This window comes from Stenotrophomonas sp. YJH_SMC_138, assembly GCF_059369855.1.
Map to the genome: position 1 here is coordinate 528,493 of NZ_JCAFTB010000002.1, position 24,005 is coordinate 552,497.

The window sequence follows — 24,005 nt, forward strand, 5'->3', positions numbered from 1 at the left end:
GACCATGCGCACTCATCCTTCCTCCCGACGCCGTCCCTTCGTTGCCCAGGCACGACAGCAGGGTGCCGTTCTCTATGTCGCGCTGATCATGCTGGTGCTGCTGGCCCTGCTGGGCGTGATCGGCATGCAGGTGGCCGGCATGCAGGAACGCATGGCGGCCGGCTACCGGGCGACCAACATGGCGCTCCAGAACGCGGAAGGCGCGGCACGCAGCGCCGAGAACGCCGTGGAGAACATCGCCAACCGCAAGGATGCCGGCGCCAATCCGGCCGTGGCCTCCTCCGACATCAACCAGCAGTGCGATGACGGCTTCGACCCCTCGGCCTGGGTCGCGAAAACCAAGCTGGGCAGCAAGCCGGCCATCTATGTCCGTGAGATCCAGGGCTGCATCCAGGGGGAGGGTGCGCTGGACATGGGCAAGTCGGTGGAGAAGCCGACGCCGGTCTACCAGATCACGACCTATGCCGGTGATACCACCAGTGATGCGACGTCGCGTGCGGCGATCGATACCGTATTCAAGCTGTGAGGGTGGGGAGCCCATGAACACTCGCAACCGCAGGATCCTGGCAGGCGTTGGCCTTGCCGTCTTGGCCGCTGGCGGCTATCTGGCGCATACCTTGTTTGCCGCACAGGCGCAGGGCGTGCTGGCACAGGAGCCGATGAACGTGCAGACGCGCGCGACACCGGCGTTCATCATGGCGGTGGACGATTCGGGTTCGATGAACTTCGAACGCATGTTCCCCGGTGGTGACGGCCGCATGCGCTGGAACAGCAACACCAACAGCTTCTTCAACAACGATGGAAGCTTCTTCAGCGTGGGCTCGGCGTGCGCCAGCAACTCGGTGGACTGTTACCTCTACCTGTATCCGCACGCGGAGTTCAACAAGGAATACTCGCCAGGCCGCGCCATTCCGCCGCTGGATATCTACGGCTTCGCGCGTTCGCATGTCTACAACGCCAGTTACTTCAACCCGGCAGTGACCTATCGGCCGTGGACCAATGCCGATGGCACGCTGTGGGCAGATGCCTCCATCACCCAGACCCGCGCCGATCCCCGGTCCGGCCAGCGCGGCTACAACGCCGTGTACAACATGACCGTCAATCGGGCCGACACGTCGGAAAAGTTCCAGTTCGTCAACGGTATGCGGATTCCCGACCTTTCCGGTACCGGCAATGAATACTATGTCGACAGCTGGTGGGATGGTGGATGGAAGACCGCCGCGATCAGCAACACCGGCAATACCACATACTCCATCAGTTATTTTCCGGCGACCTTCTACCTGCCGGCTGCAGCGCCTGCACCGGACGGATACAAGACCGACGACGCCAGTCGCCCGGTGATTACCGGTGCCTGTGGTCCGGGCTGCAACCTGCGTCGCTACCAGATCAAGCCGGGCAATTACTCGAGTCCGGCCGCCTACAACGCCGCGATCCAGAATTTCGCCAACTGGTTCCAGTATCACCGCAACCGCGTGCTGGCCATCGTCGGTTCGTCGACCGCCGCCCTGGTGAGCGTGGATACGATGCGGGTGGGCTACTTCACCATCAACAAGCTCAGCAACGCGACCATGTATGACATGGTCACCAACCGAGCTGACCTCTACAAGCAGATTTATGCGCTGACGGCCAACGGCGGCACGCCCAACCGTCGCGCGGTGGAGTATCTGGTCGACCAGTTCCGTCGTACCGACGCCGATGCCCCCGTGCAGCTGGCCTGCCAGCGTAATGGCGGCATGCTGTTCACCGATGGCTACACCAACTCCGGCAATGCACCGAGCGCGTCCTTCGGTGACGCCGACTCGGTGAACTCGACCCACCTGCCGTCCATTCCGTTCTCCGACGGCTACAGCAATACCATCGCCGACATCGCCGCGGCGGCTTATGCAGGCGCCCGGACCCCCCTGCGCACCGGGACCAGCTTCCCGGCGGGGCAGGTGCCGGTCAGTGACAAGTGCAGCTCCCTGGACAAGAGCAGCCCGGACTGGAAGCGCCTGGACTGCCAGACCGACCTGCACATGAACTTCTACGGCGTGACCCTGGGCGCGCAGGGCAAGATCTACGGCGTCAACCAGGCCGCAACCGCCGATCCGTACAAGACGGCGCCGAACTGGGCCGGCAATGGCAATCCGCTGGACGTCGATGACGGTACCGTCATCGATGAGCTGTGGCATGCGGCCGTCAACAGCCGTGGCGAATTCATCAACGCGCAGACCCCGGCGGACGTCACCGAGGCCATGCGTCGGGTGCTGTCCTCGATCAGTGGTGGTGCGTCGCCTTCAGGCACGATCGGTATCAGTGGTGCGCGCATCGGCACCGGCTCACTGGCGGTCACCCCACGCTATGACATCACCAACAGCGGCACCGACTGGTCGAGCAAGCTGACTGCGGCCAGCGTCAAGGTCAACGCCGACCAGGTCGCGGAGCTCACCGAGGTGTGGGAAGCCTCCAGCCGCCTGACGTCGTCCGGCCGCCGGATCGTGGCCAACAAGCTGGGTTCGCCGGTGGACTTCAACAGTGCCCGTATCAGCCTGCAGGATCTGTGCAGCAAACCCGACGGCAAGTACGCGTCGATGCTGGTCTGCTCCACCGACAAGCTGACGACGATCAAGGCCGATCTGGCCAGTGCCATCAACTATCTCAGTGCCGACAGCTCCACCGAGGTCCGCAACGGCGGCAAGTATCGTGACCGGACCACGCCGCTGGGTGACATCGTCAATTCGGCGCCGGTGGTCAGCTCGCCGCTGGACGACTACGGGTACCGCCAGCTCGGCGGCACCTACGCCAAGAGCTACACCGACTACCTGGCGACCAAGGCCAAGTCCCAGCGGTACATGGTCTATGTCGGTGCCAATGACGGCATGCTGCACGCCTTCGATGGCGGCATGAAGGCCGATGCCAAGCAGGACGGCACCGGTGGCACGGAGAGCTTTGCCTACATCCCGGCCACCGCGCTGGGGCACATGGCCAACCTGCTGTTCCCCTACAAGTCCGATACGGCCGACCAGACCTTCCGCCACCGCTATTACGTCGATGGCCCGATTGCCGTGGCCGATACCTACAACGGCACCGCGTGGCAGACCAGCCTGGTAGGCACCACGGGTGCAGGTGGCCGTTCGGTGTTCGCGCTGGACGTCACCACGCCGGGCAGCTTCGGCACCGGCAACGTGCTGTGGGAAATCAGCGACATCAACGCGTCGCTGAGGGACGAGGTGCGCAACAACATCGGATTCGTGCTGGGCAAGCCGGTGATCGTGCCGGTGAAGAGCGGCACCGGCGTCGCCTGGAAGGCGATCTTCGGCAATGGGTACGGCAGCGCCAATGGCAAGGCGGTGCTGTTCGTGGTCGACATGGCCAGTGGCGACATCCGGATGATCGAAGCCGTCGAGGGTACGTCAGGCGCCGGCATCTCCGGGAGCAACGGACTGGGCAATGTTGTGGTTGTCGATCGCTGGACCGGTACCAACCAGGATGCGCGCGGCCGTGATGGACTGGCCGACACCGTCTATGCCGCCGATCAGCGTGGCGCCGTGTGGAAGTTCGACCTGACCAGCAGTGCGAACACCACGCTGACCGTGCCGATGTTCACCAGCCAGGTTGCCCAGGACTCCTCCACCAAGACCTACCGCCAGCCGATCACCGGTGGCATGACTGCTGCCACCGGTCCTTCGGGCGGCGTGATGCTCTATTTCGGCACCGGCAGCTTCTCCTTCACCAGCGACAAGGATGACAAGGCGCAGCAGGCGCTGTACGCCGTGAACGATCTGTCGGGGAAGACAGTGACCTCGACGGTGACCGCTGCCAACCTGGTCCCGTACACGGCCGCGGCCGCCACTGCAGGCGTTGATGAACGCAAGATCACGGCGGGGACGGCCCCGGCAAATGCCCGGGGCTGGATGATCCAGCTGCCTGCCGGCAATGGCGAGCGTGCGGTGGGCAACCCGATCCTGGTCAGTGGCATCGTCTTCATGCCGACCTACGTGCCCAACATGCAGTCGGTGGGCTGTTCGACCAGCGGTTCGAACTGGCTGTTCGGGCTGTCGTCGATCAGCGGCTTGCCGATGTTGGAGAACGTGCGCTATGGCTCGCCGACCGGCAGCCGGCCCGGGGCAGCGACCGCCGCCATCGCGTTGAAGACCGGAGGAACTGCGCCGGTCCGTGACGTTTCGCTGTCGGTGCTGCCGCGTCCGACGGACAACAAGGCGCCGCCCGGAGGCAGCTCCTGCTGGATGGCCGTCGGCGCGGCGGGCAGCCAGTCGCTGTATCTGCCTTACCCTTGCGGTCGCCAGTCCTGGCGCCAGCTCCAGTAACCCCAGTGCGAGGATCCACGCTCATGTTGCACACTCACATGCCTCGCCGCGCGGCTGGCTTTACGCTGATCGAATTGATGATCGTGGTGATCGTCATCGGCATCCTGGCGGCGATCGCCATTCCGTCCTATCAGGAATACGTGCGCCGATCGCATCGTGCCGTGGTGAAGGCGGACCTGGCTGAGTACGCACAGCGCGCCGAGCGCTACCACACCAGCAACAACTCCTACACCGGCTACGCGCTGCCGACCAAGGTGTCGCCCCGTGATGGCGGTACCGTGCGCTACAACCTGGACTACAAGGGGGATGGCACCAGCTTCACCATCACCGCCACCCCGCAGGGCACGCAGGCCAAGGACAGCTGCGGCACGATGAGCGTGGACCAGGCCAACCGCAAGACGGCCGACGGTGGCGTTGCCAGTTGCTGGTGAAACAGGTGTTGATCTTCCTGTAATCGACCAGTACAATGCGCCTCCCCGCCCGAATAGCTCAGCCGGTTAGAGCACTTGACTGTTAATCAGGGGGTCGTTGGTTCGAGTCCAACTTCGGGCGCCAGACACTGCAAAAGCCGCGAGAAATCGCGGCTTTTGCTTTTCTGCGCAGGCAGTCAGCAGGGCGTATCGCGGTCCACGCGTTCACTTCGCACGCGGCCGCCATTGTTGACGATCAACGCACCGTGCAGCCGGTTGCCCGCGCAGATGCGCAGGGTCAGGTTGGCCCCTGGGCTGCGTCCGTCTGCCTGGAAGAACAGCTGGGGCCGCCCGCTGCTGGCCTGGGCAAGGATCGATATGTCCGAGCGCCCGGTGTGATGGTTCAGGATCGCCTCCGGCGACGTTGGCTCCCCGCGCTGGTCGCCACTGCGGTAGATGATCCAGCCGGCGCTCCAGTCGTCGCTGCAGTGCAGGCCGTCGATACTGGCGCAGAGGCCGATCAGCTCGCGTCTGCGCAATGCCTCGCTGCGCGCGCCGGCCAGGCTGGCGTGCAGGGTCAGTTGTAGTGCATCGGCGCGTTGCCGCAGCAGCAAAGGCTGCAGCGCCGGCCAGGACGCCGCCAGCAGCACCGCCAGCACGGCGATGACCACCAGCAGTTCGGTCAGGTGCACGCCCCGCGCAGAGCGGGGGCCGAGGGGGCAGGGGGCATGGGTCGGGTGCATGCATCCAGCCTCCGCGCCCGGCTGCGCGGCCGCCATCGGGAATCCCCGTGGCGGGCTGCCCGGCCACCCCTCAGCCAGCCGTCACCCCTCGCCCCGTATACTCATCCTTCCCGGGAACTGGCAACACCATGAGCGACAGTTTTGAACTTGTCTCGCCGTATTCGCCGGCGGGCGACCAGCCCGATGCCATCGCGAAGCTGACCAGCAACTTCGAGGCCGGCATCGCCAAGCAGACCCTGCTGGGCGTGACCGGCTCGGGCAAGACCTACACCATCGCCAACGTCATCCAGAACATTCAGAAGCCGACGCTGATCATGGCGCCGAACAAGACGCTGGCGGCGCAGCTGTATGGCGAATTCAAGGCGTTCTTCCCGCACAACGCGGTGGAGTATTTCGTCAGCTATTACGACTACTACCAGCCGGAAGCCTACGTGCCGTCGTCGGACACCTTCATCGAGAAGGACAGTTCGATCAATGAACATATCGAGCAGATGCGGCTGGCCGCGACCAAGACCCTGCTGTCGCGCCCGGACGCGATCGTGGTGGCGACGGTGTCGGCGATCTATGGCCTGGGCGCGCCGGAAGACTACCTGTCGCTGCGCCTGATCCTGTCCAAGGGCGAGCGCATCGACCAGCGCGACCTGATCAACCACCTGACCCAGCTGCAGTACACGCGCAATGAGTACGAACTGCAGCGCGGCACCTTCCGCGTGCGCGGCGAAGTGATCGACGTGTTCCCGGCCGAGTCGGACAGTGAAGCGCTGCGCCTCGAGCTGTTCGATGGCGAGGTCGAGAAGATCACCCTGTTCGATCCGCTGACCGGCGAGACGCTGCGCAACATGCAGCGCTTCACCGTGTATCCGAAGACCCACTATGCGACCACGCGCGAACGCGTGCTGGCGGCGATCGAGACGATCAAGGTGGAGCTGAAGGAGCGGCTGGAGCAGCTGTACGCGCAGAACAAGCTGGTGGAGGCGCAGCGTTTGGCGCAGCGCACCCAGTTCGACCTGGAGATGATGGCCGAGGTCGGTTACTGCAACGGCATCGAGAACTACTCCCGGCACCTGACCGGCAAGGCCGCCGGCGAGCCGCCGCCGACCCTGTTCGACTACCTGCCGGCCGATGCGCTGCTGGTCATCGACGAATCGCATGTGACCATTCCGCAGATCGGCGCCATGTTCAAGGGCGATCGCTCGCGCAAGGAAACCCTGGTCGAGTTCGGCTTCCGCCTGCCGTCCGCGCTGGACAATCGTCCGCTGCGTTTCGAGGAATGGGAGGAGCGTTGCCCGCGCAGCATCTACGTGTCGGCCACGCCGGGTCCGTATGAATACCGCGAGGCCGGAGACGAGATCACCGAACTGGTGGTGCGCCCGACCGGCCTGATCGACCCGGTGGTGGAGATCCGGCCGGTGGGTACCCAGGTCGACGACCTGATGAGCGAGGCCAACGCGCGCATCAAGGCGGGCGACCGCGTGCTGGTCACCACGCTGACCAAGCGCATGGCTGAAAACCTCACTGAATACCTCACCGAGCATGGCATCCGCGTGCGTTACCTGCACTCGGACGTGGACACGGTCGAGCGTGTGGAGATCATCCGCGACCTGCGCCTGGGCAAGTTCGACGTGCTGGTCGGCATCAACCTGCTGCGCGAAGGCCTGGACATGCCCGAGGTATCGCTGGTGGCGATCCTCGATGCCGACAAGGAGGGTTTCCTGCGCTCCACCGGCTCGCTGATCCAGACCATCGGCCGCGCCGCCCGCAACGTGCGCGGCAAGGCGATCCTGTATGCCGACCGGATCACCCGTTCGATGCAGGCGGCGATCGATGAAACCGACCGCCGCCGCGCCAAGCAGGTCGAGTACAACGAAGAACATGGCATCGTGCCGCGTTCGGTGGCGCGCCCGATCGTCGACGTCCTCGAGGGCGCGCGTTCGGATGCCGCGGAGAAGGAAGCCAAGAAGGGCAAGGGCAAGGGCCGGGCGGGCGTGGCCGAAGAGGCGACCGACTATCGTTCGCTGTCGCCGGCGCAGCTGGCTGTCCGTCTCAAAGCGCTGGAACAGCAGATGTACCAGCACGCCAAGGATCTGGAATTCGAGGATGCCGCGCGCGTGCGTGACCAGATCCGCCAGCTGAAGGAAGCCAGCCTGGGCTGAACGCGGCAGTGCAGCATCATCTTCACAAAAGTGTTGCGCTTCCCTGCCGGCATCCGTAATATACGCGGCCTGCACCGACGCAATCGCGGAAATGCAGAAGCAAAACGGGCGGTTAGCTCAGCGGTAGAGCACTACCTTGACATGGTAGGGGTCACAGGTTCGAACCCTGTACCGCCCACCACGAAGTCCTCGCAAAAGGGCTCTCGTGAACTGCAAAGCCCGGCCCTGGCGCCGGGTTTTTACGTAACAAGGCCAGCCTTCGGGCGGCAAGAACAAGATGGGCGGTTAGCTCAGCGGTAGAGCACTACCTTGACATGGTAGGGGTCACAGGTTCGAACCCTGTACCGCCCACCACCTGTTCCCGGCGTTGCCGGTGAAGCGGTGGAAACGATGAAAGCCGGCCCTGGGGCCGGCTTTTTTTCTTTCCAGGGGCAGGACCCCGGCGTTCCCGCGAAGCCACATTCCTGCAGGTTCAGTGGCGTGAAATCAGTGGGTGATGGTGATCGAACGCTGGATCCGCCAGTGGCCATCGACGCGTTCCCACAGCTGCGCTACACCTGCCCGGGCCAGCGCAGCATGCGGGCTGCCGCCATGGTCGCCTGCCAGTTGCTGGCTGCCCAGGCGCAGCACGCGGTCCTGGCGCAGGTGATAGAGCTGCAGGGGCAGCGCTTCATGCGTGTCCTGCGGTCCTTCGGTGCGCAGGATCTGGCTGCGCAGGGCATCCTCGGTGGGCCCGCTGCCGTCGCCGAACAGGCTGGAGAACAGCAGGACCAGGGCAAGCATCGGCATGGCACGGTGCTCCAGCGGGAAAGTGCGTGCAGGCTGGCATGGCCGGCCGGGCACCGCAGCCGGCCTGCGACGAAGGCGGGGATTGCGCCGCCAAAGGCGGGCAGGCGGCGATGAATCCGGGACGCGCAGGCGTAGACTCGGCGCTACCGCGCAACCGCGCCGTCACTTCAACGAGCTGCCGCATGAGCGATCACGTCCCGGTGTCCAGGCCTAATCCGTTCCTGGAACGCCTGTTCGGCGGCAACATGCTGGAAGGCACGTTCAAGGCAGTGATCTGGGTGGCGATCCTGTGCGCGCTGCTGGCGTGGACCACGCTGCGCTGAGCGACGCTACCGCGTGGGCTTGGCTGCTGATGCAGTGAATACGGGTGCCGCGGCAAGGGTGCGGCGGCAGTGTCCGTGCATGTGCCGTCAGGCGCTGAAGGCCTGGCGCAGGCTGCGCAGGGTTGCCTGGCGGTGTTCCCTGGCCGTCGGCTCGCCCATCTCCAGTTCCTGCAGGCGCAGTCCAACCAGGGTCATCGACAACGCATAGCCGCGTGCCGCGTCGGCAACGCGTGACAGGCCCACTGCACGGCGTGCCAGTGCATTCACATGTTCAAGGTCGGGCATCAGTCCCAGATAGACGCGCTCGGCGCTGTCCAGGTCGGGCGCGCGCAGGATCGCGTGGGCTTCGGTGGCAGAGGAGACGGAGGCCATGGGGGTCCTTGTCCGTAGGGGGCGCTCGCTCAGAACGAGCGCATCAGGGGAACGAAGGCCGACGTCTGCGTGCCACGTCGTGCCATCGGGCTGTCCTTCACTGCATCACCGAACCACTGGTTGGCCACCACGCCGGTGGCGCGCCATTTCGTGCCCAGTGGCGTGCTGACCGCGATCTGCAGGCTCGGCGACGTGGTGCTGCCGGGGCGGTAGGCGGCAAGGCCCGAGCGCAGGGCTTCTTCATCGCTGATGCCGTAGTAGTAGTCGAGCAGCCGTGCACTGGAGTGCACCACACCCGCCCGCGGCACCCAGGTGAAGCGACCCGCCTGGATCGGGTAGCTGTAATGCAGGCGCGACTCGAAACCGCCGCCATGGCCGGTCACTTCGCGCATCACGCTGGCCTCGACCATGCCCCAGTCGGCACTGTACTCGCCGTTGATGCCGGCCATGGCCGACATCTGCCGGCTGTGCAGGCGGCGCAGCTGAGCATCGTTCACGTCGTCGGTCTTGAAGCGCAGCGTGTAGGGCGTGACCGCCGCCGACAGGCGCAGTCCCTGGCCCTTGTAGAGGTACATGCCCAGCGAGCCGGGGCTGGCGAAGAAGCGCTCGCCCTGCCAGGCAATGGCCGGTACCACCAGCGGTTTGACGTCGTAGTGCGCGTACGCACCGGAGGTCGCGCCAGCGCTGATGCCGGCCTGTACGCCCGGGTTCTGCTCGGCAGCGTGGGCGAGCAACGGCACGCCGAGGGCAGCGGTGAACAGCAGCGGGCGCAGCAGGGTCGGGGACAGCGACGGCATCGATCAGCCACGTTGCGGAGGATGGCTGCGCATGGTGAGGGGGCAACATTGTCAGAACATTGCGCCGGTGTGATCGGCACGCATGGGCGCAAAACCCTGGCGCCAGGCACTATGATCGGCAGCGTTTCCGGCAGACGAGTTCCTGATGCGCATCCTCCTGGTCGAAGACGATCCTGATCTGTCCCGCGCCCTGCAATCGGGCCTGGAGCGGCAGGGCGTGGTCGCCGACGTGGTCGGCAGCCTGGCCGAGGCCGCGCTCGCGTTGCGCGAACCGGTGCACCAGCTGCTGCTGCTCGATCGCCAGCTGCCCGATGGCGATGGCGCCGGATTCGTCGCGACGGCGCGTGCGCTGCGGCCGAACCTGGCGGTGATCATGCTGACCGCCAAGGGCACGCTGTCGGACAAGGTCGAAGGCCTGGACGTCGGTGCCGATGACTATCTGGTCAAGCCGGTGGCGATCGAGGAACTGATGGCGCGCATCCGCGCGGTATCGCGCAGGCCTTCGGCGATGGTGACACCGAGCCTGCGGCTGGGGCGCCTCGAGTTCGATTTCGAATCGTTGCAGGCGCAGGTGGAGGGCCAGCCTCTGGCGCTGCCACGTCGGCAGGTACTGGTGCTGCAGGCATTGGCGATGCGGCAGGGGCGCACGGTCACCCGCAGTGCGTTGGAGGCTGCGGTGTACGGTTTCGACGATGAGATCCAGTCGAATGCGCTCGACGCGCACATCTCCAAGCTGCGCAAGGCACTGCAGCAGGCCGGTGCCGGCGTCGAGATCCACGTGATACGGGGCGTCGGCTACCTGCTGGCGGAGGCCTGAGATGGCCCGTCCGATCCGTTCGATCACCCTTGGCCTGGCCTGGCGCCTGTTCCTGGCGCAGGCCTTCACCGTACTGTTCGCGGTGGTCGCGCTGATCCTGACCTGGGGTGACAAGGACTCCTGGGGCATGGACATGTTCGTTGCCGAGGCGGTGGCCAAGGCGGTGCACAGCGAAGACGGCCGCCTGGTGCTGGACCAGGCGCGCTGGGACAAGCTCGATGCCAACGCCGGGGGAAATCTCTGGTTCGCCGCGGTGGACGACAAGGGCATGTGGCTGGAGCGCGGCATCATCCCCGCGATCCACGCGCCGATGCTCGCGCGGCTGCCGACCGTGGGTGCCACCGAGCTGGGTTCGCTGGTACCGCCCTACCTGGACGTGGCGCGGGTGATGATTCGCAACGAGGATGGGCGCCGCATCACCGTGATGGTCGGTGGAGCACCCAAGGGCGGGCTGCTGGACGGTGCGCTGATGGTGCTGCGCCTGATCGGCCTGTGGTTCTTCCTGCCACTGATCGTGGTCACCCTGCTGGTGATGCCGACCGTGATCCACCGTGCCATGCGCGGTGTGCGCCGTTCCGCGCAGCAGGCCAAGGAGCTGGACATCGGCCAGCCCGGTGCGCGGCTGGATGCGCGGCTGGTCTCCACGGAAGTGGCGCCGCTGGTGGAAGCGTTCAACGATGCCATCGACAAGGTGCAGCAGGGCTACGCCGCGCGCGACAAGTTCCTTGCCGACGCAGCGCACGAGCTGCGCGTGCCGATCGCCGTGGTGCAGGCGCGCCTGTCGCAGCTGCCGCAGGGCGAGCTGAAATCGCAGTTGCTGACCGACGTGGCGCGGCTGGGCAATGTTGCCGAGCACCTGCTTGATCTGCAGCGGCTTGACCGCAATGTCGGCGCATTGCAGCGGCTGGACCTGGCCCTGCTGGTGCGTGAGGCAGCCGCGGACCTGGCGCCATTGGTGGTGGGCGCCGGCTATGGATTCGAAGTGGACGCGCCGGAAGCGCCGGTGTGGATCCACGGTGACAGCCTGGCGCTGGGGCGGGTGATTGCCAATCTGGTACACAACGCGATCGTGCATGGTGGTGGCCGTGGCACCATCTGTGTGCGGTTGGACACGCGCGGGTTGCTGGAAGTCAGCGACCAGGGCGCGGGCATTCCAGTAGGCGACCGCGAGGCGATCTTCGAGCCGTTCCATCGCCTGCGCGCGGCGGGCAGCGGCAGTGGCCTTGGCCTCCACTTGGTGAAGGAGATCGTGCAGCACCATGGCGGCTCGGTCAGTGTCGGTGAGGCCGCGGGCGGCGGCGCAAGCTTCCGGGTCAATTTCCATCGCGGCAGCGCGCGGCGCTGACGCGTTTGCGGGGCAAGTCCCGATAGGCAACCTGCCGCCGGCAGCGGCAGGCTGGCCTCATGGCCATCGAGCGCTCCCCGTCTCCCTTGCTGGGCAGTGGCACCGCTGGGGCGCTCACACTGGGGGCGTTGGGCTGCGTGCAGCTGTCGCAGCTGCCGCCGCTGTGGGTCTGCACGGTGATGATCGTGCTTGGCATGGCCGGGTGGGGCCTGCGATGGCGGGGGCGCCTGCCGGCGGTCATGCTGCTCGGTGCCGGATGGACGTCGATGCACGCGCACTGGGCAATGCAGGACCAGCTGCCACCGGGCCAACCGGCTCGGGATGTAGTGGTCAGTGGCCGGGTCATCGATCTGCCGGATCATCGGGCCGCGCACACCCGCTTCCTGCTGCAGGTCAGCGAGAGCCGCGAACTGCCATCGCTGCGCGGCAAGCGCCTGCAGGTCACCTGGAACGACGGCTGGCAAGGCAGGTCCAGCGCCGCTGCCGAGGGGCGGCGCAGGCAGGTCCTGGCCGGTGCGCAGTGGCAGCTGGCGCTGCGTGTGCGGGCCCCTCGCTCGCGGATCAATCCCGGGGGTTTTGACAGTGAGCGTCATGCGCTGCTGCGTGGCGTAGCCGGCACTGGAACGGTGAGGGCGCCGGCCAGCGCGCGTGAGCTGCAGGCCGGACATGGCCTGCCGGCATGGCGTGAGCGCACCAGCGCCGCCATCGCGCTGCAAGTGGCCCATCCGGCCGCCCGTTTCGTGCAGGCGCTCGCCCTGGGCGACACGCGTGGCCTGTCCGACACCGATTGGGATCAGCTGCGGGCGCTGGGGCTGACCCATCTGGTGGCCATTTCCGGATTTCATGTCGGGGTGGTGGCGGGGCTGGGGGCGTTGCTGTGCCGAGGGCTGTGGTGGCTGTGCCCCCTGCTGGCCCGGCATTGGCCACGTCCACAGGCGGCGGCCTGCGCCGCGGCGCTGTCCGCAGCGGGCTATGCGGTGCTGGCCGGTGGTGAGTTGCCGACCGTGCGCACGGCACTGATGATCGGGCTGGTGGCCCTGGCGCGCAGCGGGCGGCGCCCGCTCGGTCTCGTGCAGGGGCTTGCGCTGGCGGCGCTGGCGCTGCTGCTGCCGGCGCCCCTGTCGGTGCTGTCAGCGGGCTTCTGGCTCAGCTTCGGCGGCGTACTGTGGCTGGTGTGGTGCTTGCCGCAGGGACGTCCGCGCGGGGTGGCCGCCAACCTGCGCGGGTTCCTGGCCGCACAAGGGGTGGCCAGCGTCGGCCTGTTGCCGCTGGGCATCGCCTTGTTCGGTGGCACCGCCTGGCTGGGGCCGCTGGTGAACCTGCCGGTCATCCCGTGGTGGACATTGCTGGTGGTGCCCCTGTCGCTGCTGGGCACCGCCCTGCAGGCGCTGCACGACGGCGCTGGGCGCTGGGCGTGGCGCGCGGCGGCGTGGCTGTTCGAGATCAGCTGGCAGGCCCTGCAGCCACTGGCGGCGCACCCGCAGGCGATGTGGTGGCTGGCCGAGGCGCCGGCCTGGGCGGTGCCGGCGGCGCTGCTGGGGGTGTTCTGGTGGCTGCTGCCACGGGGGGCCGGGGGCTGGCTGGCTGGCCTGCTGCTGTGCCTGCCGCTGCTGTGGCCGGCGCGTGAGCGCCCGGCCGAGGGGGAGCTGGAGCTGCTGGTGCATGACGTCGGCCAGGGCACGGCGGTGTTGCTGCGTACTGCGCGGCATGCCCTCTGGTACGACGTGGGGCCGCCGAACGGGGGCGAGGGCAGCGAGCGGGTCCTGGTTCCGTCACTGCGGGCCCTGGGCCAGGCGCCGCCCGAGCGGGTGCTGCTCAGCCACGACGATCTCGATCATGCCGGCAACCTGCCGAGCCTGCGTCTTCAGCTGCCGGGGCTGCCATTGCTGGCGCCGCCGGGAAGTACGATCGCCGGGGCCGGCCGTTGCCAGCGCGGCCTGCGCTGGCACTGGGATGGCGTCGATTTCCAGGTGCTGCACCCGGATGCCGGCAGCCAGCGGGCCGAAAACGAAGACAGCTGCGTGCTGCGCGTGGCCGGTGCCCATGGCGTGGTCCTGTTGCCGGGGGACATCGGCCGTCCGGCCGAACAGGCGCTGTTGCGGGCGTCTGCGGCGGCGCTGAAGGCGGATGTGGTGCTGGTGCCGCACCATGGCAGCGGCGGCAGTTCCAGCGCGCCCTGGGTGGCGGCGGTGTCAGCCCGGCTGGCACTGGTCTCCGCCGGCCACCAGAACCGTTTCGGCCACCCGCGCCAGGACGTGGTCCGGCGCTGGCAGGGACAGGGCGCCGAGGTGGTGTCCACTGCGGAGTCCGGGGCGATCCGCGTATGGCTTGGCGCACAAGGGCTGCAGCTGCGTGAACAGCGCATCCATGCATCCCGGTGGTGGGATGCCGCTGGGCGGGCGCGGTCGGCTGCTATCCTATCGCCGATCGAACAAGCGGCCGTTGGGCCGGAGGGTTGAAACGTGTGGGAACTGGTCAAGGCCGGTGGCTGGCCGATGGTGCCGCTGCTGCTGTTGGGCGTACTGGCTTTGGCGATCATCCTGGAGCGTTTCTGGTCCCTGCGGCGAACGGAGGTGCTGCCGCCCGGTCTCGGCCAGGAAGTGCGCAACTGGGCCGCGCGCGGCAAGCTTGACCCCGCGCACCTGCAGACCCTGCGTGCCAACTCGCCGTTGGGTGCGCTGCTGGCGGCCGCGCTGGAAGCCCGCAACCGCCCGCGCGACCAGATCCGCGAGCGCATCGAGGATACCGGCCGCCACCTGGTGCACCGCATGGAGCGGTTCCTCAACGCGCTGGGCACCATCGCTTCGGCTGGCCCGCTGCTGGGCCTGCTCGGCACCGTGATCGGCATGATCCAGATGTTCCTGGGCATCCTCGACCATGGCGTGGGTGATGTGAACCAGCTGGCCGGTGGCATCGGCAAGGCCCTGGTGTGCACCGCCACCGGCATGATCGTGGCCATCCCGGCACTGATGTTCCATCGCTACTTCAAGGGCCGCATCCACGGCTACGTGGTGGAGATGGAACAGGAGGCCAGCGCCCTGCTGGATACGCTCGACGGCCGCCCGGGGGTGATGAACCCGTCCCCGTCGGCGCGCCCGGCCAACGCCGCTGCGGCGAAGGCCTGATCGATGCGTATCGGCAATGACCGATCCCAGGATGAGCCGCATATCGATCTGGTCCCGTTGATCGACGTCATCCTGGTGCTGATCATCTTCTTCGTGGTCACCACCACCTTCGATGCGCGCTCGACGTTGCAGGTGCAGCTGCCCACCGCCAGCCAGCAGCCCAACAACGAACCGCCGCGTTCGCTCAGCGTGCTGATCAACGCCGAAGGCCGTTATTTCATCAATGACCAGGAAGTGCTGCGCAGCGATGTCGAGTCCGTCAAGCAGACCATCGTCGCCGTCGCCGGCAGTGATCGCAGCCAGCCCGTGCTGCTGCGCGCCGACGCGCGTACTCCCTACCAGGCCGTGGTGACTGCGCAGGACGCGCTCGGTCAGCTCGGTTTCCGTCGTATCGCCATTGCAACTGCGCCAGAGGTGCGTCCATGAGTTCCCATCACGCGCCGGTGTGGCCGATCTACAAACGTCTGCTGGGCTACACCCGCACCTACTGGGTGTTCATGGTCGGCGCGGTCATCGCCATGGTGGTCGAAGCCCTCGCCGGCTACCACTTCACCAAGCTGATGGAGCCGCTGGTCAACGAAGGTTTCGTCGATCCGCAGCCGCGCGCGGCCGTGGTGCTGCCGCTGACCATCCTCGGCCTGTTCCTGATGCGCAGCTTGGCCACCTGGGTCAGCGACTACACGCTGGCCAAGACCGGCCGCAGCGTGGTCCGCGACCTGCGTGAGCAGGTGCTGCAGAAGTACCTGCACCTGCCGTCGTCGCACTTCGATACCGAAGCGACGCCGGTAATGGTCAGCCGCCTCAACTTCGATACGGAACAGGTCACCCAGGCCAGTGCCGACGCGCTGAAGACCGTGGTCGCCGATACCCTCACCATCATCGCGATGCTGGCGGTGATGCTGCAGATGAGCGTCAAGGTGACCCTGGCGATGCTGCTGGTGGTGCCGCTGATCGGCGGCATCGTGTCCTACGTGGGCAAGCGCTACCGTCGCATCAGCCGCGGCATCCAGGACGGCATGGGCACGATGGCGCAGACTGCCGAGCAGTCGCTGGCCGCGCAGCAGGAAGTGAAGGTGCACGGCACCCAGCAGCATGAGATCTCGCGCTACTCGCGCCTGGCCAACCGCATGCTGGCGCTGAACATGAAGGTCGAGGTCACCCGCGCCGCCGCGTCCAGCGTGGTGCAGTTCCTGGCCGCACTGGCGCTGGCGGTGATCGTCTGGGTGTCGACCCGCGAAGCCCTGGCCGGCCGCCTCAATGCCGGCCAGTTCATGGGCCTGATGACCTCGATGATGGCCATCATTCCCTCGCTGCGCCGACTGACCAGCGTACAGACCTCGATTTCGCGCGGCGTCTCCGCCGCCGAGCGCCTGTTCGGCATCCTCGACATGCCGGTGGAGCGTGATGAGGGCCAGCACCGCGTGCAGCGCGTGCGCGGCGAACTGGCGTTCGACCACGTCATGCTGCGCTACCGCGAAGACAGCGGCATTGCCCTGGACGACATCAGTTTCGTTGCCAGGCCGGGCACGGTGACGGCCATCGTCGGCCGTTCCGGCAGCGGCAAGACCAGCCTGATCCGGCTGGTTCCGCGCTTCTACGAGCCCAGTGGCGGCGTCATCACCCTCGATGGCGTGGCCCTGGATGACTATCCGCTGGCCGACCTGCGCCGGCAGGTGGCGATCGTCGGGCAGAAGGTGATGCTGTTCGATGACACCATCGCGGCCAACATCGCCTACGGCATGGAGGCGACCGATGAGCAGATCCGTGCGGCGGCCGAAGCGGCCAATGCCTGGGAGTTCATCGCACGCATGCCGCAGCAGCTGCAGACCCCGGTCGGCGAGAATGGCGCGCTGCTGTCCGGTGGCCAGCGCCAGCGCCTGGCGATTGCCCGCGCGATCCTGCGCGACGCGCCGATCCTGATCCTCGACGAAGCCACTGCGGCGCTGGACAACGAATCCGAGCGCCTGGTGCAGGATGCGCTGCAGCGCCTGATGCCGGAACGCACCACGCTGGTCATCGCGCACCGCCTGTCGACCATCGAGCATGCCGACCAGGTGCTGGTGATGGACCATGGCCGCATCGTTGAACGTGGCACCCACAAGGAGCTGCTCGAACTGGGCGGCCTTTACCAGCATCTGCACAGCATGCAGTTCCGCGAAAGGCAGGACTGATGGCCGGCAAGGGTACCCAGACCCCGGCGTACTGGTACGACGGCAGCCCCGTTCCGTGGACGATGCGCCTGCTGGCGCCGCTGTACGCAGGTGTCACCGCGCTGCGCCGGCGCGCCTATCGGCGTGGCTGGCGCAAGCGCCACTCGCTGCCGGTGCCGGTCATCGTGGTCGGCAACATCACCGCCGGTGGTACCGGCAAGACGCCGCTGACCATTGCCCTGGTCGAGCGCCTGCGCGCAGCCGGCTGGAAGCCGGGCGTGGCCAGCCGTGGTTATGGTCGCGAAGACGCCGACAAGCCGCTGTGGGTGCAGGCCGATACGCCAACTGCCAAGGGCGGTGACGAGCCGGTGCTGATCGCCTGGAAGACCGGTGTGCCGGTGCGCGTGGACCGCGACCGTGTCGCCGCCGGCAAGGCGCTGATCGAGGCCGGCTGCGATGTGATCGTCTGCGACGATGGCCTGCAGCACTACCGCCTGGCGCGCGACATCGAGATCGAAGTGGTCGATGCGCAGCGTCGCTACGGCAATGGCCGGATGATTCCGGCCGGGCCGTTGCGCGAGCCGGTCAGCCGCGCCAGCGAATGTGATTTCCGGGTGGTCAACCTCGGCCAGGCCGATGAGGAAACCGCAGCGCAGGCCTGTGGCTTCGGCCAGTGGCCGATGGCGCTGCACATCGACAGTGCACAGCCGCTGGCCGGTGGCCGCGCTCGCCCGCTGGCGTACTTCAAGGGCCAGCGCGTGCATGCGGTGGCCGGCATTGCCCATCCCCAGCGCTTCTTCGACATGTTGCGCGCGCGCGGGATCGGCGTGGTGCCGCATGCGTTCGCCGACCACCAGGCCTACCAGCCGCAGGACCTGTCCTTCGGCAGCCAGCTGCCGGTATTGATGACCGAGAAGGACGCGGTGAAATGCCGTGCGTTCGGCAACGACTGGCACTACGCGGTTCCGTTGCGCGCCGAGTTGCCCGCGGCGTTCTGGGTGGCGCTGACCGATCGCCTGGACAAGCTGCGGCCGAACTGAGTGGCGCGGCGGCGCTTGCATTCACGCGCTGCTGCCCGCATTCCCGTTGTAACGAGCCTGCCGAGTACCGCCTGCATGACTGAATTCGTCGTCGCCATTCCGGCCCGCTATGCCGCCTCGCGGCTGCCGGGCAAGCCGTTGCGCCCGCTGGGCGGCGAGCCGCTGGTGCTGCATGTGGCGCGCCGCGCGCTGCAGGCCGGTGCCCGTGAAGTCTGGGTAGCGACCGACGATCAGCGCATTGCCGATGCGCTGTCCGGGATGGCCGAAGTGAAGGTGGCGATGACCGCGACCACGCACGCCTCCGGCACTGATCGCCTGGCCGAATGCGCACGCATTGCCGGCTGGGCCGATGACACGGTGGTGGTCAACCTGCAGGGCGACGAACCGTTCGCACCGGCGGCCGGTATCCGTGCGGTGGCCGATGCGCTGGTCGCAGGCACTGCGACGATGTCGACTCTCGCCACGACCGTCGAGGACGCGCACACCCTGTTCGACCCGAACGTGGTGAAGCTGGTGCGCAACGTGCGCAACGAGGCGATGTACTTCAGCCGCGCGCCGATCGCCTGGCACCGCGACGGCTTCGCACGCAGCCGCGACACGCTGCCGGACGGCCACCACTGGTTGCGCCACATCGGCATCTACGGCTATCGCGCCGGCTTCCTGCAGCAGTTCGCGGCGATGCCGCCGGGCCAGCTGGAGCAGGTCGAATCGCTGGAGCAGCTGCGCGTGCTGGAAGCGGGCTATCCGATCAGCGTGGCGATCTCGCCCGAGCCGTTCCCGCCGGGCATCGACACGCCCGAGGACCTGGAGCGCGCCGAGGGGCTGCTGCAGGCGATGGCGCCGCGATGAGGCTGCTGGTCGTCTGCCTCGGCAACATCTGCCGTTCGCCGATGGCCGAAGGTGCGCTGCGCGCACGCCTGGATGCCTCGCCGCTGGCCGGGCGGGTGCAGGTTGATTCGGCTGGCACCGGCGACTGGCACGTGGGCGAGCCGCCGGACCGCCGCGCGATCGCCTGCGCGGCCGGGCACGGCGTGGACATCGGCGGCCTGCGCGCACGCCAGCTGCAGGCCGTGGATTTCGACCGTTTCGACTGGATCCTGTGTGCCGACGAGGCCAACCTGCGTGATGCCGGGCGCCTGGCGTCGGCGGCCCAGCGTGAACGGCTGGCGTTGTACCTGCCCTGGTCGGGCGTTCAGGGGCGGGTAGCCATCCCCGACCCCTACAGCGGCGGCAGCGATCATTTCGAACAGGTCTGGTCGCTGGTCGACGATGCTGCAAAACGTGCGGTGGCACGACTGTTGCATGACGCCGACTCCGGCATAATCGGGTCATGAACGTCCAGCCCGTCCCGGACCTGCCCGAGTTCGCCACCTGGCTCAATGCCACCCCTTGCACCCTGACCGAACTGCGCGGCCGGCCGGTCGCGCTGCTGTTCGTCAATGCGGCCTCCGCCTGGAGTGCGCAACGCCTGGCCGAGTTCGGGCAATGGCTGTCGCGCCACCCCGGCAAGCTGCAGCCGCTGGTGCTGCAGGTGCCGCGCTTCGATTTCGAGCGCGACGCCAGTGCCGCACTGAAGCTGCTGCGCCGCCAGGGCCTGGCCATGCCGGTGCTCCTCGACGCGGACTGGGATGGCTGGCGCCGCTTCGGCGTGACCGCCTGGCCGACCATGGTGCTGCTGGATGCGCAGGGTCGCGAACAGCAACGGCTGGTCGGGCAGGGCGCACCCGGTGAACTCGAACGCGCCTTGAACGCGCTGTGCCAGGGCGCTCCGTCGGCACCGCCGCGTGGCGGCAGCGAACTGCATCCGGAACCACGCCAGGCGCTGCGGTTCCCGCTGGGCCTGGCGGTCAGCACCGAACGCCTGTACATCGCCGACAGTGGCCACCACCGCATTCTCGAATGCAGCCATGGCGGCCGCATCCTGCGCCAGTTCGGCCTCGGTACCGCCGATTTCATGGACGGCAACCTGGCCGAAGCGGCGTTCCACCGCCCGCAGGCGCTGGTGCTGGAGCGCGATTCGCTGTACGTCGCCGACACCGGCAACCATGCGGTGCGCCGCATCAACCTGCTGACCGGCATCGTCGACACGCTGTGTGGCAACGGACGTCCCGGTGCGCCGATGGAAGGTCCGGTGGCGCAGGCGCGGCAGGTCTCGCTGGACCATCCTATCGGCCTGGCCATCGCCGACAACCAGCTGCACATCGCGATGGCCGGCGACAACCGCATCTGGAGCTACCACCTGGGCCAGCGCAGCCTGCAATGGCGCGCCGGCAGTGGTTCCATCGACGAGCGTGACGGCAGCGGCCACCTGGCTGCCTTTGCCCAACCGACTGCGCTGGCCGTGGTGCAGCAGGTGTTGTACGTCGCCGACGCCTTGGGATCCTCGATCCGTGCACTGCAACTGCGCGGCGACCTGGTGCAGACGCTGGTCGGGCAGGGGCCCTGGCGCTTCGGCAGCGAAGACGGCCCGCGTGCGCAGGCCAGCCTGCAGTATCCGCAGGCGATCGCATTGAGCGCGGACGCTCCGCTGCTGTGGATTGCCGATACCGGCAACGGTCGCCTGCGCACGCTGCGCCTGGGCGGCGGTGAACTGACCACCCAGCCGCTGCCGCGCCGCCTGCATGGCCCGGCCGGATTGGCGGTGGGCGCCGGTGCGGTGTGGATCGCCGAGACTGACGCCCATGCCGTGCTGCGATTCGACCCCGACAGCGGCGTGCTCAGCGAAGTCCCGATCAGCGAATGACCGACGTTCCCGCCCCGGCCTTCGACGGCAAGGCCTTCGCGGCCCAGCTCAGCACCGCCCCTGGCGTGTACCGCATGTACGCCGCCGACGACACCCTGCTGTACGTGGGCAAGGCGCGCGCGCTGCGCAACCGTGTCGGCAGCTATTTCAACGGCAGCCCGAAGAACGCGCGGATCATGTCGATGATCTCGCAGATCACGCGCATGGACGTGACCGTGACGCGCTCGGAAGCCGAGGCGTTGCTGCTGGAAAACCAGTTGATCAAGTCGCTGTCGCCGCGCTACAACGTCTCACTGCGCGATGACAAGACCTATCCGCATGTGCTGCTGACCCGCGAGGACTGGCCACGCATCGCGCTGCATCGTGGTCCGCGTGCCATTCCTGGGCGCTACTTCGGGCCGTATCCCGGCGTCACCGCCGTGCGCGAGACGCTGAACCTGATGCACAAGCTGTTCAAGCTGCGCAGCTGCGAGGACAGCGTGTTCCGCAACCGCTCGCGGCCGTGCCTGCAATACCAGATCGGGCGTTGCAGCGCGCCGTGCGTGGAGCTGGTCCCGGCGCCGGAGTACGCCGAGTCGGTGCGCCGCGCCGCCCTGTTCCTGGAAGGCAAGAGTGACGAGCTGACCCGCGAACTGGGCGAGCAGATGCAGGCCGCCAGCGAGGCGCTGGAGTTCGAGCAGGCCGCGCGCCTGCGCGACCTGATCTCCTCGCTGCGCAGCATGCAGACCCGCCAGTACGTGGATGGCCGCGCCGCGGACCTCGATGTGCTGGCCGTGGCCATGCAGGGCTCGCAGGCCTGCGTGCTGCTGCTGGCCTTCCGTGATGGCCGCAACCTCGGTACCCGCCCGTTCTTCCCGCGCACCAATGGCGAGGAAAGCCCGGAAGAGGTGCTTGCCGCCTTCGTCTCGCAGTACTACATCGAATTCGAGCCGCCGCGCGAGATCCTGCTGGACCGCGAGATTCCCGACGCCGACCTGCTGGTCGCCGCGCTGTCGGCCTCGGCCGAGCGCAAGGTGCAGCTGAAGTGGAACGTGCGCGGCGAGCGCGCCGGCTATGTGGAATTGGCCAGCCGCAACGCGCAGCTGACCCTGGCCACCGAACTCAACAGCCGCAATGCGCAGCACGCGCGCAGCGATGCGCTGCGCGAGATGCTGGGCCTGGCCGAGCCGGTCAAGCGTGTCGAGTGTTTTGATATCAGCCACACCCTGGGCGAGGCCACCGTAGCCTCGTGCGTGGTGTTCGACGCCGCCGGCCCGGTGCGCGCGCAGTACCGCCGCTTCAACATCAGCGGCATCGAGCCGGGCGACGACTACGCCGCCATGCGCCAGGCCATCGACCGCCGTTTCCGCCGCGCAGTGGAAGAGCAGGGCGTGCTGCCGGACGTGCTGCTGATCGACGGTGGCGCCGGCCAGCTGTCGCAGGCCCAGGCCGCACTGGCCGATCTGGGCGTGGAAGGCGTGCTGCTGGTGGGCGTGGCCAAGGGCGCGGAGCGCCGTGCCGGCCACGAGGCGCTGGTGATGCCCGATGGCCGCGAGCTGCGCCCGGGCGCGGCCAGCCCGGCGCTGCAGTTCATCCAGCAGGTGCGCGACGAGGCGCATCGCTTCGCCATCACCGGCCACAGGGGGCGCCGCCAGAAGGCGCGGATGACCAGCAAACTGGAGGATATCCCCGGCATCGGGCCGCGCCGCCGCGCCAGCCTGCTCAAGCATTTCGGCGGCCTGGTGGGCCTGAAAGCCGCTGGCGAAGCGGAAATCGCCAAGGTGGAAGGCATCAATGACGCCCTCGCGGCACGTATCTACGCTAACCTGCACGGGTTGGCCACGCCTGATGCGGCCGAGTAGAGAGAGAAGCACGCAAGCATGAAGTTGACCCTGCCCACCTGGCTGACGTTGTTGCGGATCGTGATGATCCCGGTGCTGGTGCTGGTGTTCTACCTGCCCTACACCTGGACCAACTTCGCTTCGGCGGCGATCTTCGGCCTGGCCGCGATCACCGACTGGCTCGATGGCTGGATCGCACGCCGTTACCAGCTGGAGTCGGCCTTTGGCGCCTTCCTCGACCCGGTCGCGGACAAGCTGATGGTGGCGGTGGCGCTGTTCCTGATCGTGCAGGGTCATCCGACGCCGTGGATGGCGTTCTGGGCGGCGGTCATCGTCGGCCGCGAGATCGCGGTGTCGGCGCTGCGCGAATGGATGGCCGAGCTGGGCCAGCGCGCGAAGGTGCGCGTGGCGATGATCGGCAAGGTCAAGACCACCGCGCAGATGGTCGCGCTGCTGTGCCTGCTTTACTCGGTGGCCCCGAACGTGCCGGTGGAAGACATCTGGATGGGCTGGCCGGTGTTCCATATCGGCGACTGGACCCTGGCCATTGCCGCCGTGCTGACCCTGTGGTCGGGCCTGCAGTACCTGCACGCCGCCTGGCCGAGCCTGCGCGACGATGAGCGCGCTGCGCGCGAGCGTGCGCGGCAGAAGAAGCTGGGCAACTGAGCCCGGTGTCTGAGCCCCGGAGTCGGATCCCTTTCCGAAGGAAAGGGCTCTGACCCCATCGATGCGCCTATCCCCGCACGGCGTGGATCTACTGGAAATGCCGCATCCACGGAGGGGGCGGATCCATCAGTTTGCGGAGACGCTGTAGTAGATCCACGCCATGCATGGATACGCGGTGCAAGGCGCCTCGCAGGCCCCGGAAAAACCGCTTGACGCCATCCTTGGAACAGGTAGAATTTCGCCTCCCAAGCGGGAATAGCTCAGTTGGTAGAGCGCAACCTTGCCAAGGTTGAGGTCGCGAGTTCGAGTCTCGTTTCCCGCTCCAGATTCAAGAAGAACGCTCCCGGAAGGGAGCGTTTTTCGTTTGTGTGCAGGGCACTTCATCCCTGCTTCACCGCCACCCCA

Annotated in this window: 21 protein-coding genes and 4 tRNA genes; 21 read left to right on the forward strand and 4 right to left on the reverse strand. The window is 67.3% G+C overall.

Features of this window, described 5'->3' with window-relative positions:
* Positions 1-4: 4 nt before the first annotated feature.
* From AC5P7I_RS07555 to AC5P7I_RS07570, 4 genes are all read left to right on the forward strand, one after another.
* Positions 5-526 (forward strand): pilus assembly PilX family protein, encoded by a 522-nt coding sequence (locus AC5P7I_RS07555; RefSeq protein WP_046429812.1) that lies wholly within the window; start codon positions 5-7, stop codon positions 524-526.
* A 13-nt stretch (positions 527-539) separates the two neighbouring features.
* Complete coding sequence (locus AC5P7I_RS07560) at positions 540-4,307, forward strand: pilus assembly protein (RefSeq protein WP_049407951.1); 3,768 nt, start codon at positions 540-542, stop codon at positions 4,305-4,307.
* A gap of 23 nt (positions 4,308-4,330) precedes the next feature.
* Complete coding sequence (locus AC5P7I_RS07565; protein ID WP_014646597.1) at positions 4,331-4,738, forward strand: type IV pilin protein; 408 nt, start codon at positions 4,331-4,333, stop codon at positions 4,736-4,738.
* Between the two features lie 47 nt (positions 4,739-4,785).
* Positions 4,786-4,862, forward strand: a tRNA-Asn gene (locus AC5P7I_RS07570).
* Between the two features lie 52 nt (positions 4,863-4,914).
* Here the strand turns inward: AC5P7I_RS07570 and AC5P7I_RS07575 are convergent.
* Positions 4,915-5,460, reverse strand: coding sequence for a GspH/FimT family pseudopilin (locus AC5P7I_RS07575; RefSeq protein WP_051007154.1), 546 nt, complete (start codon positions 5,458-5,460; stop codon positions 4,915-4,917).
* Positions 5,461-5,588: 128 nt separating this feature from the next.
* On the opposite strand from AC5P7I_RS07575, the gene uvrB reads away from it, so the two are divergent.
* The 3 genes from uvrB to AC5P7I_RS07590 all read left to right on the forward strand — a co-directional run bounded on the left by uvrB (position 5,589) and on the right by AC5P7I_RS07590 (position 7,967).
* Complete coding sequence (uvrB, locus tag AC5P7I_RS07580; RefSeq protein ID WP_014646599.1) at positions 5,589-7,613, forward strand: excinuclease ABC subunit UvrB; 2,025 nt, start codon at positions 5,589-5,591, stop codon at positions 7,611-7,613.
* A 106-nt stretch (positions 7,614-7,719) separates the two neighbouring features.
* Positions 7,720-7,794, forward strand: a tRNA-Val gene (locus tag AC5P7I_RS07585).
* A gap of 98 nt (positions 7,795-7,892) precedes the next feature.
* A tRNA-Val gene (locus tag AC5P7I_RS07590) sits at positions 7,893-7,967 on the forward strand.
* A gap of 132 nt (positions 7,968-8,099) precedes the next feature.
* Here AC5P7I_RS07590 and AC5P7I_RS07595 read toward each other — a convergent pair.
* Positions 8,100-8,402, reverse strand: coding sequence for a hypothetical protein (locus AC5P7I_RS07595; protein ID WP_046429817.1), 303 nt, complete (start codon positions 8,400-8,402; stop codon positions 8,100-8,102).
* Between the two features lie 182 nt (positions 8,403-8,584).
* Here AC5P7I_RS07595 and AC5P7I_RS07600 point away from each other — a divergent pair, with 182 nt between their 5' ends.
* Positions 8,585-8,725: a hypothetical protein gene (locus AC5P7I_RS07600; RefSeq protein WP_162838510.1), complete on the forward strand. Its 141-nt coding sequence runs from the start codon at positions 8,585-8,587 to the stop codon at positions 8,723-8,725.
* An 87-nt stretch (positions 8,726-8,812) separates the two neighbouring features.
* Here the strand turns inward: AC5P7I_RS07600 and AC5P7I_RS07605 are convergent, their stop codons facing one another.
* Both AC5P7I_RS07605 and AC5P7I_RS07610 read right to left on the reverse strand, forming a co-directional pair.
* Complete coding sequence (locus AC5P7I_RS07605) at positions 8,813-9,097, reverse strand: hypothetical protein (protein WP_014646601.1); 285 nt, start codon at positions 9,095-9,097, stop codon at positions 8,813-8,815.
* A 29-nt stretch (positions 9,098-9,126) separates the two neighbouring features.
* Positions 9,127-9,894, reverse strand: a complete 768-nt coding sequence (locus AC5P7I_RS07610; protein WP_262087195.1) for a MipA/OmpV family protein — start codon at positions 9,892-9,894, stop codon at positions 9,127-9,129.
* Positions 9,895-10,039: 145 nt separating this feature from the next.
* Here AC5P7I_RS07610 and AC5P7I_RS07615 point away from each other — a divergent pair, with 145 nt between their 5' ends.
* The 13 genes from AC5P7I_RS07615 (at position 10,040) to AC5P7I_RS07675 (ending at position 23,925) form a co-directional block, all read left to right on the forward strand.
* The gene (locus AC5P7I_RS07615; RefSeq protein ID WP_005415973.1) at positions 10,040-10,711 is read left to right on the forward strand and encodes a response regulator transcription factor; all 672 of its coding nucleotides are present in this window, start codon (positions 10,040-10,042) and stop codon (positions 10,709-10,711) included.
* Between the two features lies 1 nt (position 10,712).
* Positions 10,713-12,056 (forward strand): sensor histidine kinase, encoded by a 1,344-nt coding sequence (locus tag AC5P7I_RS07620; protein WP_142234488.1) that lies wholly within the window; start codon positions 10,713-10,715, stop codon positions 12,054-12,056.
* 59 nt (positions 12,057-12,115) lie between these two features.
* Positions 12,116-14,515 carry a DNA internalization-related competence protein ComEC/Rec2 gene (locus AC5P7I_RS07625; protein WP_262087196.1) on the forward strand — a complete coding sequence of 800 codons (2,400 nt, stop codon included), beginning with the start codon at positions 12,116-12,118 and terminating at the stop codon, positions 14,513-14,515.
* Between the two features lie 3 nt (positions 14,516-14,518).
* Complete coding sequence (locus AC5P7I_RS07630; protein WP_014646605.1) at positions 14,519-15,181, forward strand: MotA/TolQ/ExbB proton channel family protein; 663 nt, start codon at positions 14,519-14,521, stop codon at positions 15,179-15,181.
* A gap of 3 nt (positions 15,182-15,184) precedes the next feature.
* Complete coding sequence (locus tag AC5P7I_RS07635; RefSeq protein ID WP_053494939.1) at positions 15,185-15,607, forward strand: ExbD/TolR family protein; 423 nt, start codon at positions 15,185-15,187, stop codon at positions 15,605-15,607.
* On the forward strand, positions 15,604-17,352 hold the full coding sequence (gene msbA / locus AC5P7I_RS07640) for a lipid A export permease/ATP-binding protein MsbA (RefSeq protein WP_014646606.1): 1,749 nt from the start codon (positions 15,604-15,606) through the stop codon (positions 17,350-17,352). Before AC5P7I_RS07635 ends, msbA begins: the two co-directional genes overlap by 4 nt.
* Complete coding sequence (gene lpxK / locus AC5P7I_RS07645; protein WP_032960871.1) at positions 17,352-18,371, forward strand: tetraacyldisaccharide 4'-kinase; 1,020 nt, start codon at positions 17,352-17,354, stop codon at positions 18,369-18,371. Before msbA ends, lpxK begins: the two co-directional genes overlap by 1 nt.
* 75 nt (positions 18,372-18,446) lie before the next feature.
* Positions 18,447-19,220, forward strand: a complete 774-nt coding sequence (kdsB, locus tag AC5P7I_RS07650) for a 3-deoxy-manno-octulosonate cytidylyltransferase (protein WP_262087198.1) — start codon at positions 18,447-18,449, stop codon at positions 19,218-19,220.
* A complete protein-coding gene (locus tag AC5P7I_RS07655) occupies positions 19,217-19,705 on the forward strand; it encodes an arsenate reductase/protein-tyrosine-phosphatase family protein (RefSeq protein ID WP_164076928.1) in 489 nt (162 codons plus the stop codon). The genes kdsB and AC5P7I_RS07655 overlap by 4 nt, the downstream gene beginning before the upstream one ends.
* Positions 19,702-21,114 carry a hypothetical protein gene (locus tag AC5P7I_RS07660; RefSeq protein ID WP_262087200.1) on the forward strand — a complete coding sequence of 471 codons (1,413 nt, stop codon included), beginning with the start codon at positions 19,702-19,704 and terminating at the stop codon, positions 21,112-21,114. Before AC5P7I_RS07655 ends, AC5P7I_RS07660 begins: the two co-directional genes overlap by 4 nt.
* Positions 21,111-22,955 (forward strand): excinuclease ABC subunit UvrC, encoded by a 1,845-nt coding sequence (uvrC, locus tag AC5P7I_RS07665; RefSeq protein ID WP_262087202.1) that lies wholly within the window; start codon positions 21,111-21,113, stop codon positions 22,953-22,955. The genes AC5P7I_RS07660 and uvrC overlap by 4 nt, the downstream gene beginning before the upstream one ends.
* A gap of 18 nt (positions 22,956-22,973) precedes the next feature.
* Positions 22,974-23,600, forward strand: coding sequence for a CDP-diacylglycerol--glycerol-3-phosphate 3-phosphatidyltransferase (gene pgsA, locus AC5P7I_RS07670; protein WP_012510614.1), 627 nt, complete (start codon positions 22,974-22,976; stop codon positions 23,598-23,600).
* A gap of 249 nt (positions 23,601-23,849) precedes the next feature.
* Positions 23,850-23,925: transfer RNA gene (locus tag AC5P7I_RS07675), tRNA-Gly, on the forward strand.
* The last annotated feature ends 80 nt before the right edge of the window (positions 23,926-24,005 follow it).

Bases quoted from the DNA above. Each gene is read 5' to 3' on its own strand.
- AC5P7I_RS07555 (WP_046429812.1), top strand. From the start codon at position 5: ATGCGCACTCATCCTTCCTCCCGACGCCGTCCCTTCGTTGCCCAGGCA.
- kdsB (WP_262087198.1), top strand. From the start codon at position 18,447: ATGACTGAATTCGTCGTCGCCATTCCGGCCCGCTATGCCGCCTCGCGG.
- AC5P7I_RS07655 (WP_164076928.1), top strand. From the start codon at position 19,217: ATGAGGCTGCTGGTCGTCTGCCTCGGCAACATCTGCCGTTCGCCGATG.
- AC5P7I_RS07615 (WP_005415973.1), top strand. From the start codon at position 10,040: ATGCGCATCCTCCTGGTCGAAGACGATCCTGATCTGTCCCGCGCCCTG.
- uvrB (WP_014646599.1), top strand. From the start codon at position 5,589: ATGAGCGACAGTTTTGAACTTGTCTCGCCGTATTCGCCGGCGGGCGAC.
- AC5P7I_RS07560 (WP_049407951.1), top strand. From the start codon at position 540: ATGAACACTCGCAACCGCAGGATCCTGGCAGGCGTTGGCCTTGCCGTC.
- lpxK (WP_032960871.1), top strand. From the start codon at position 17,352: ATGGCCGGCAAGGGTACCCAGACCCCGGCGTACTGGTACGACGGCAGC.
- AC5P7I_RS07610 (WP_262087195.1), bottom strand. From the start codon at position 9,894: ATGCCGTCGCTGTCCCCGACCCTGCTGCGCCCGCTGCTGTTCACCGCT.
- AC5P7I_RS07625 (WP_262087196.1), top strand. From the start codon at position 12,116: ATGGCCATCGAGCGCTCCCCGTCTCCCTTGCTGGGCAGTGGCACCGCT.
- AC5P7I_RS07595 (WP_046429817.1), bottom strand. From the start codon at position 8,402: ATGCCGATGCTTGCCCTGGTCCTGCTGTTCTCCAGCCTGTTCGGCGAC.
- AC5P7I_RS07635 (WP_053494939.1), top strand. From the start codon at position 15,185: ATGCGTATCGGCAATGACCGATCCCAGGATGAGCCGCATATCGATCTG.
- msbA (WP_014646606.1), top strand. From the start codon at position 15,604: ATGAGTTCCCATCACGCGCCGGTGTGGCCGATCTACAAACGTCTGCTG.
- AC5P7I_RS07575 (WP_051007154.1), bottom strand. From the start codon at position 5,460: ATGCACCCGACCCATGCCCCCTGCCCCCTCGGCCCCCGCTCTGCGCGG.
- pgsA (WP_012510614.1), top strand. From the start codon at position 22,974: ATGAAGTTGACCCTGCCCACCTGGCTGACGTTGTTGCGGATCGTGATG.
- uvrC (WP_262087202.1), top strand. From the start codon at position 21,111: ATGACCGACGTTCCCGCCCCGGCCTTCGACGGCAAGGCCTTCGCGGCC.
- AC5P7I_RS07660 (WP_262087200.1), top strand. From the start codon at position 19,702: ATGAACGTCCAGCCCGTCCCGGACCTGCCCGAGTTCGCCACCTGGCTC.
- AC5P7I_RS07620 (WP_142234488.1), top strand. From the start codon at position 10,713: ATGGCCCGTCCGATCCGTTCGATCACCCTTGGCCTGGCCTGGCGCCTG.
- AC5P7I_RS07565 (WP_014646597.1), top strand. From the start codon at position 4,331: ATGTTGCACACTCACATGCCTCGCCGCGCGGCTGGCTTTACGCTGATC.
- AC5P7I_RS07600 (WP_162838510.1), top strand. From the start codon at position 8,585: ATGAGCGATCACGTCCCGGTGTCCAGGCCTAATCCGTTCCTGGAACGC.
- AC5P7I_RS07605 (WP_014646601.1), bottom strand. From the start codon at position 9,097: ATGGCCTCCGTCTCCTCTGCCACCGAAGCCCACGCGATCCTGCGCGCG.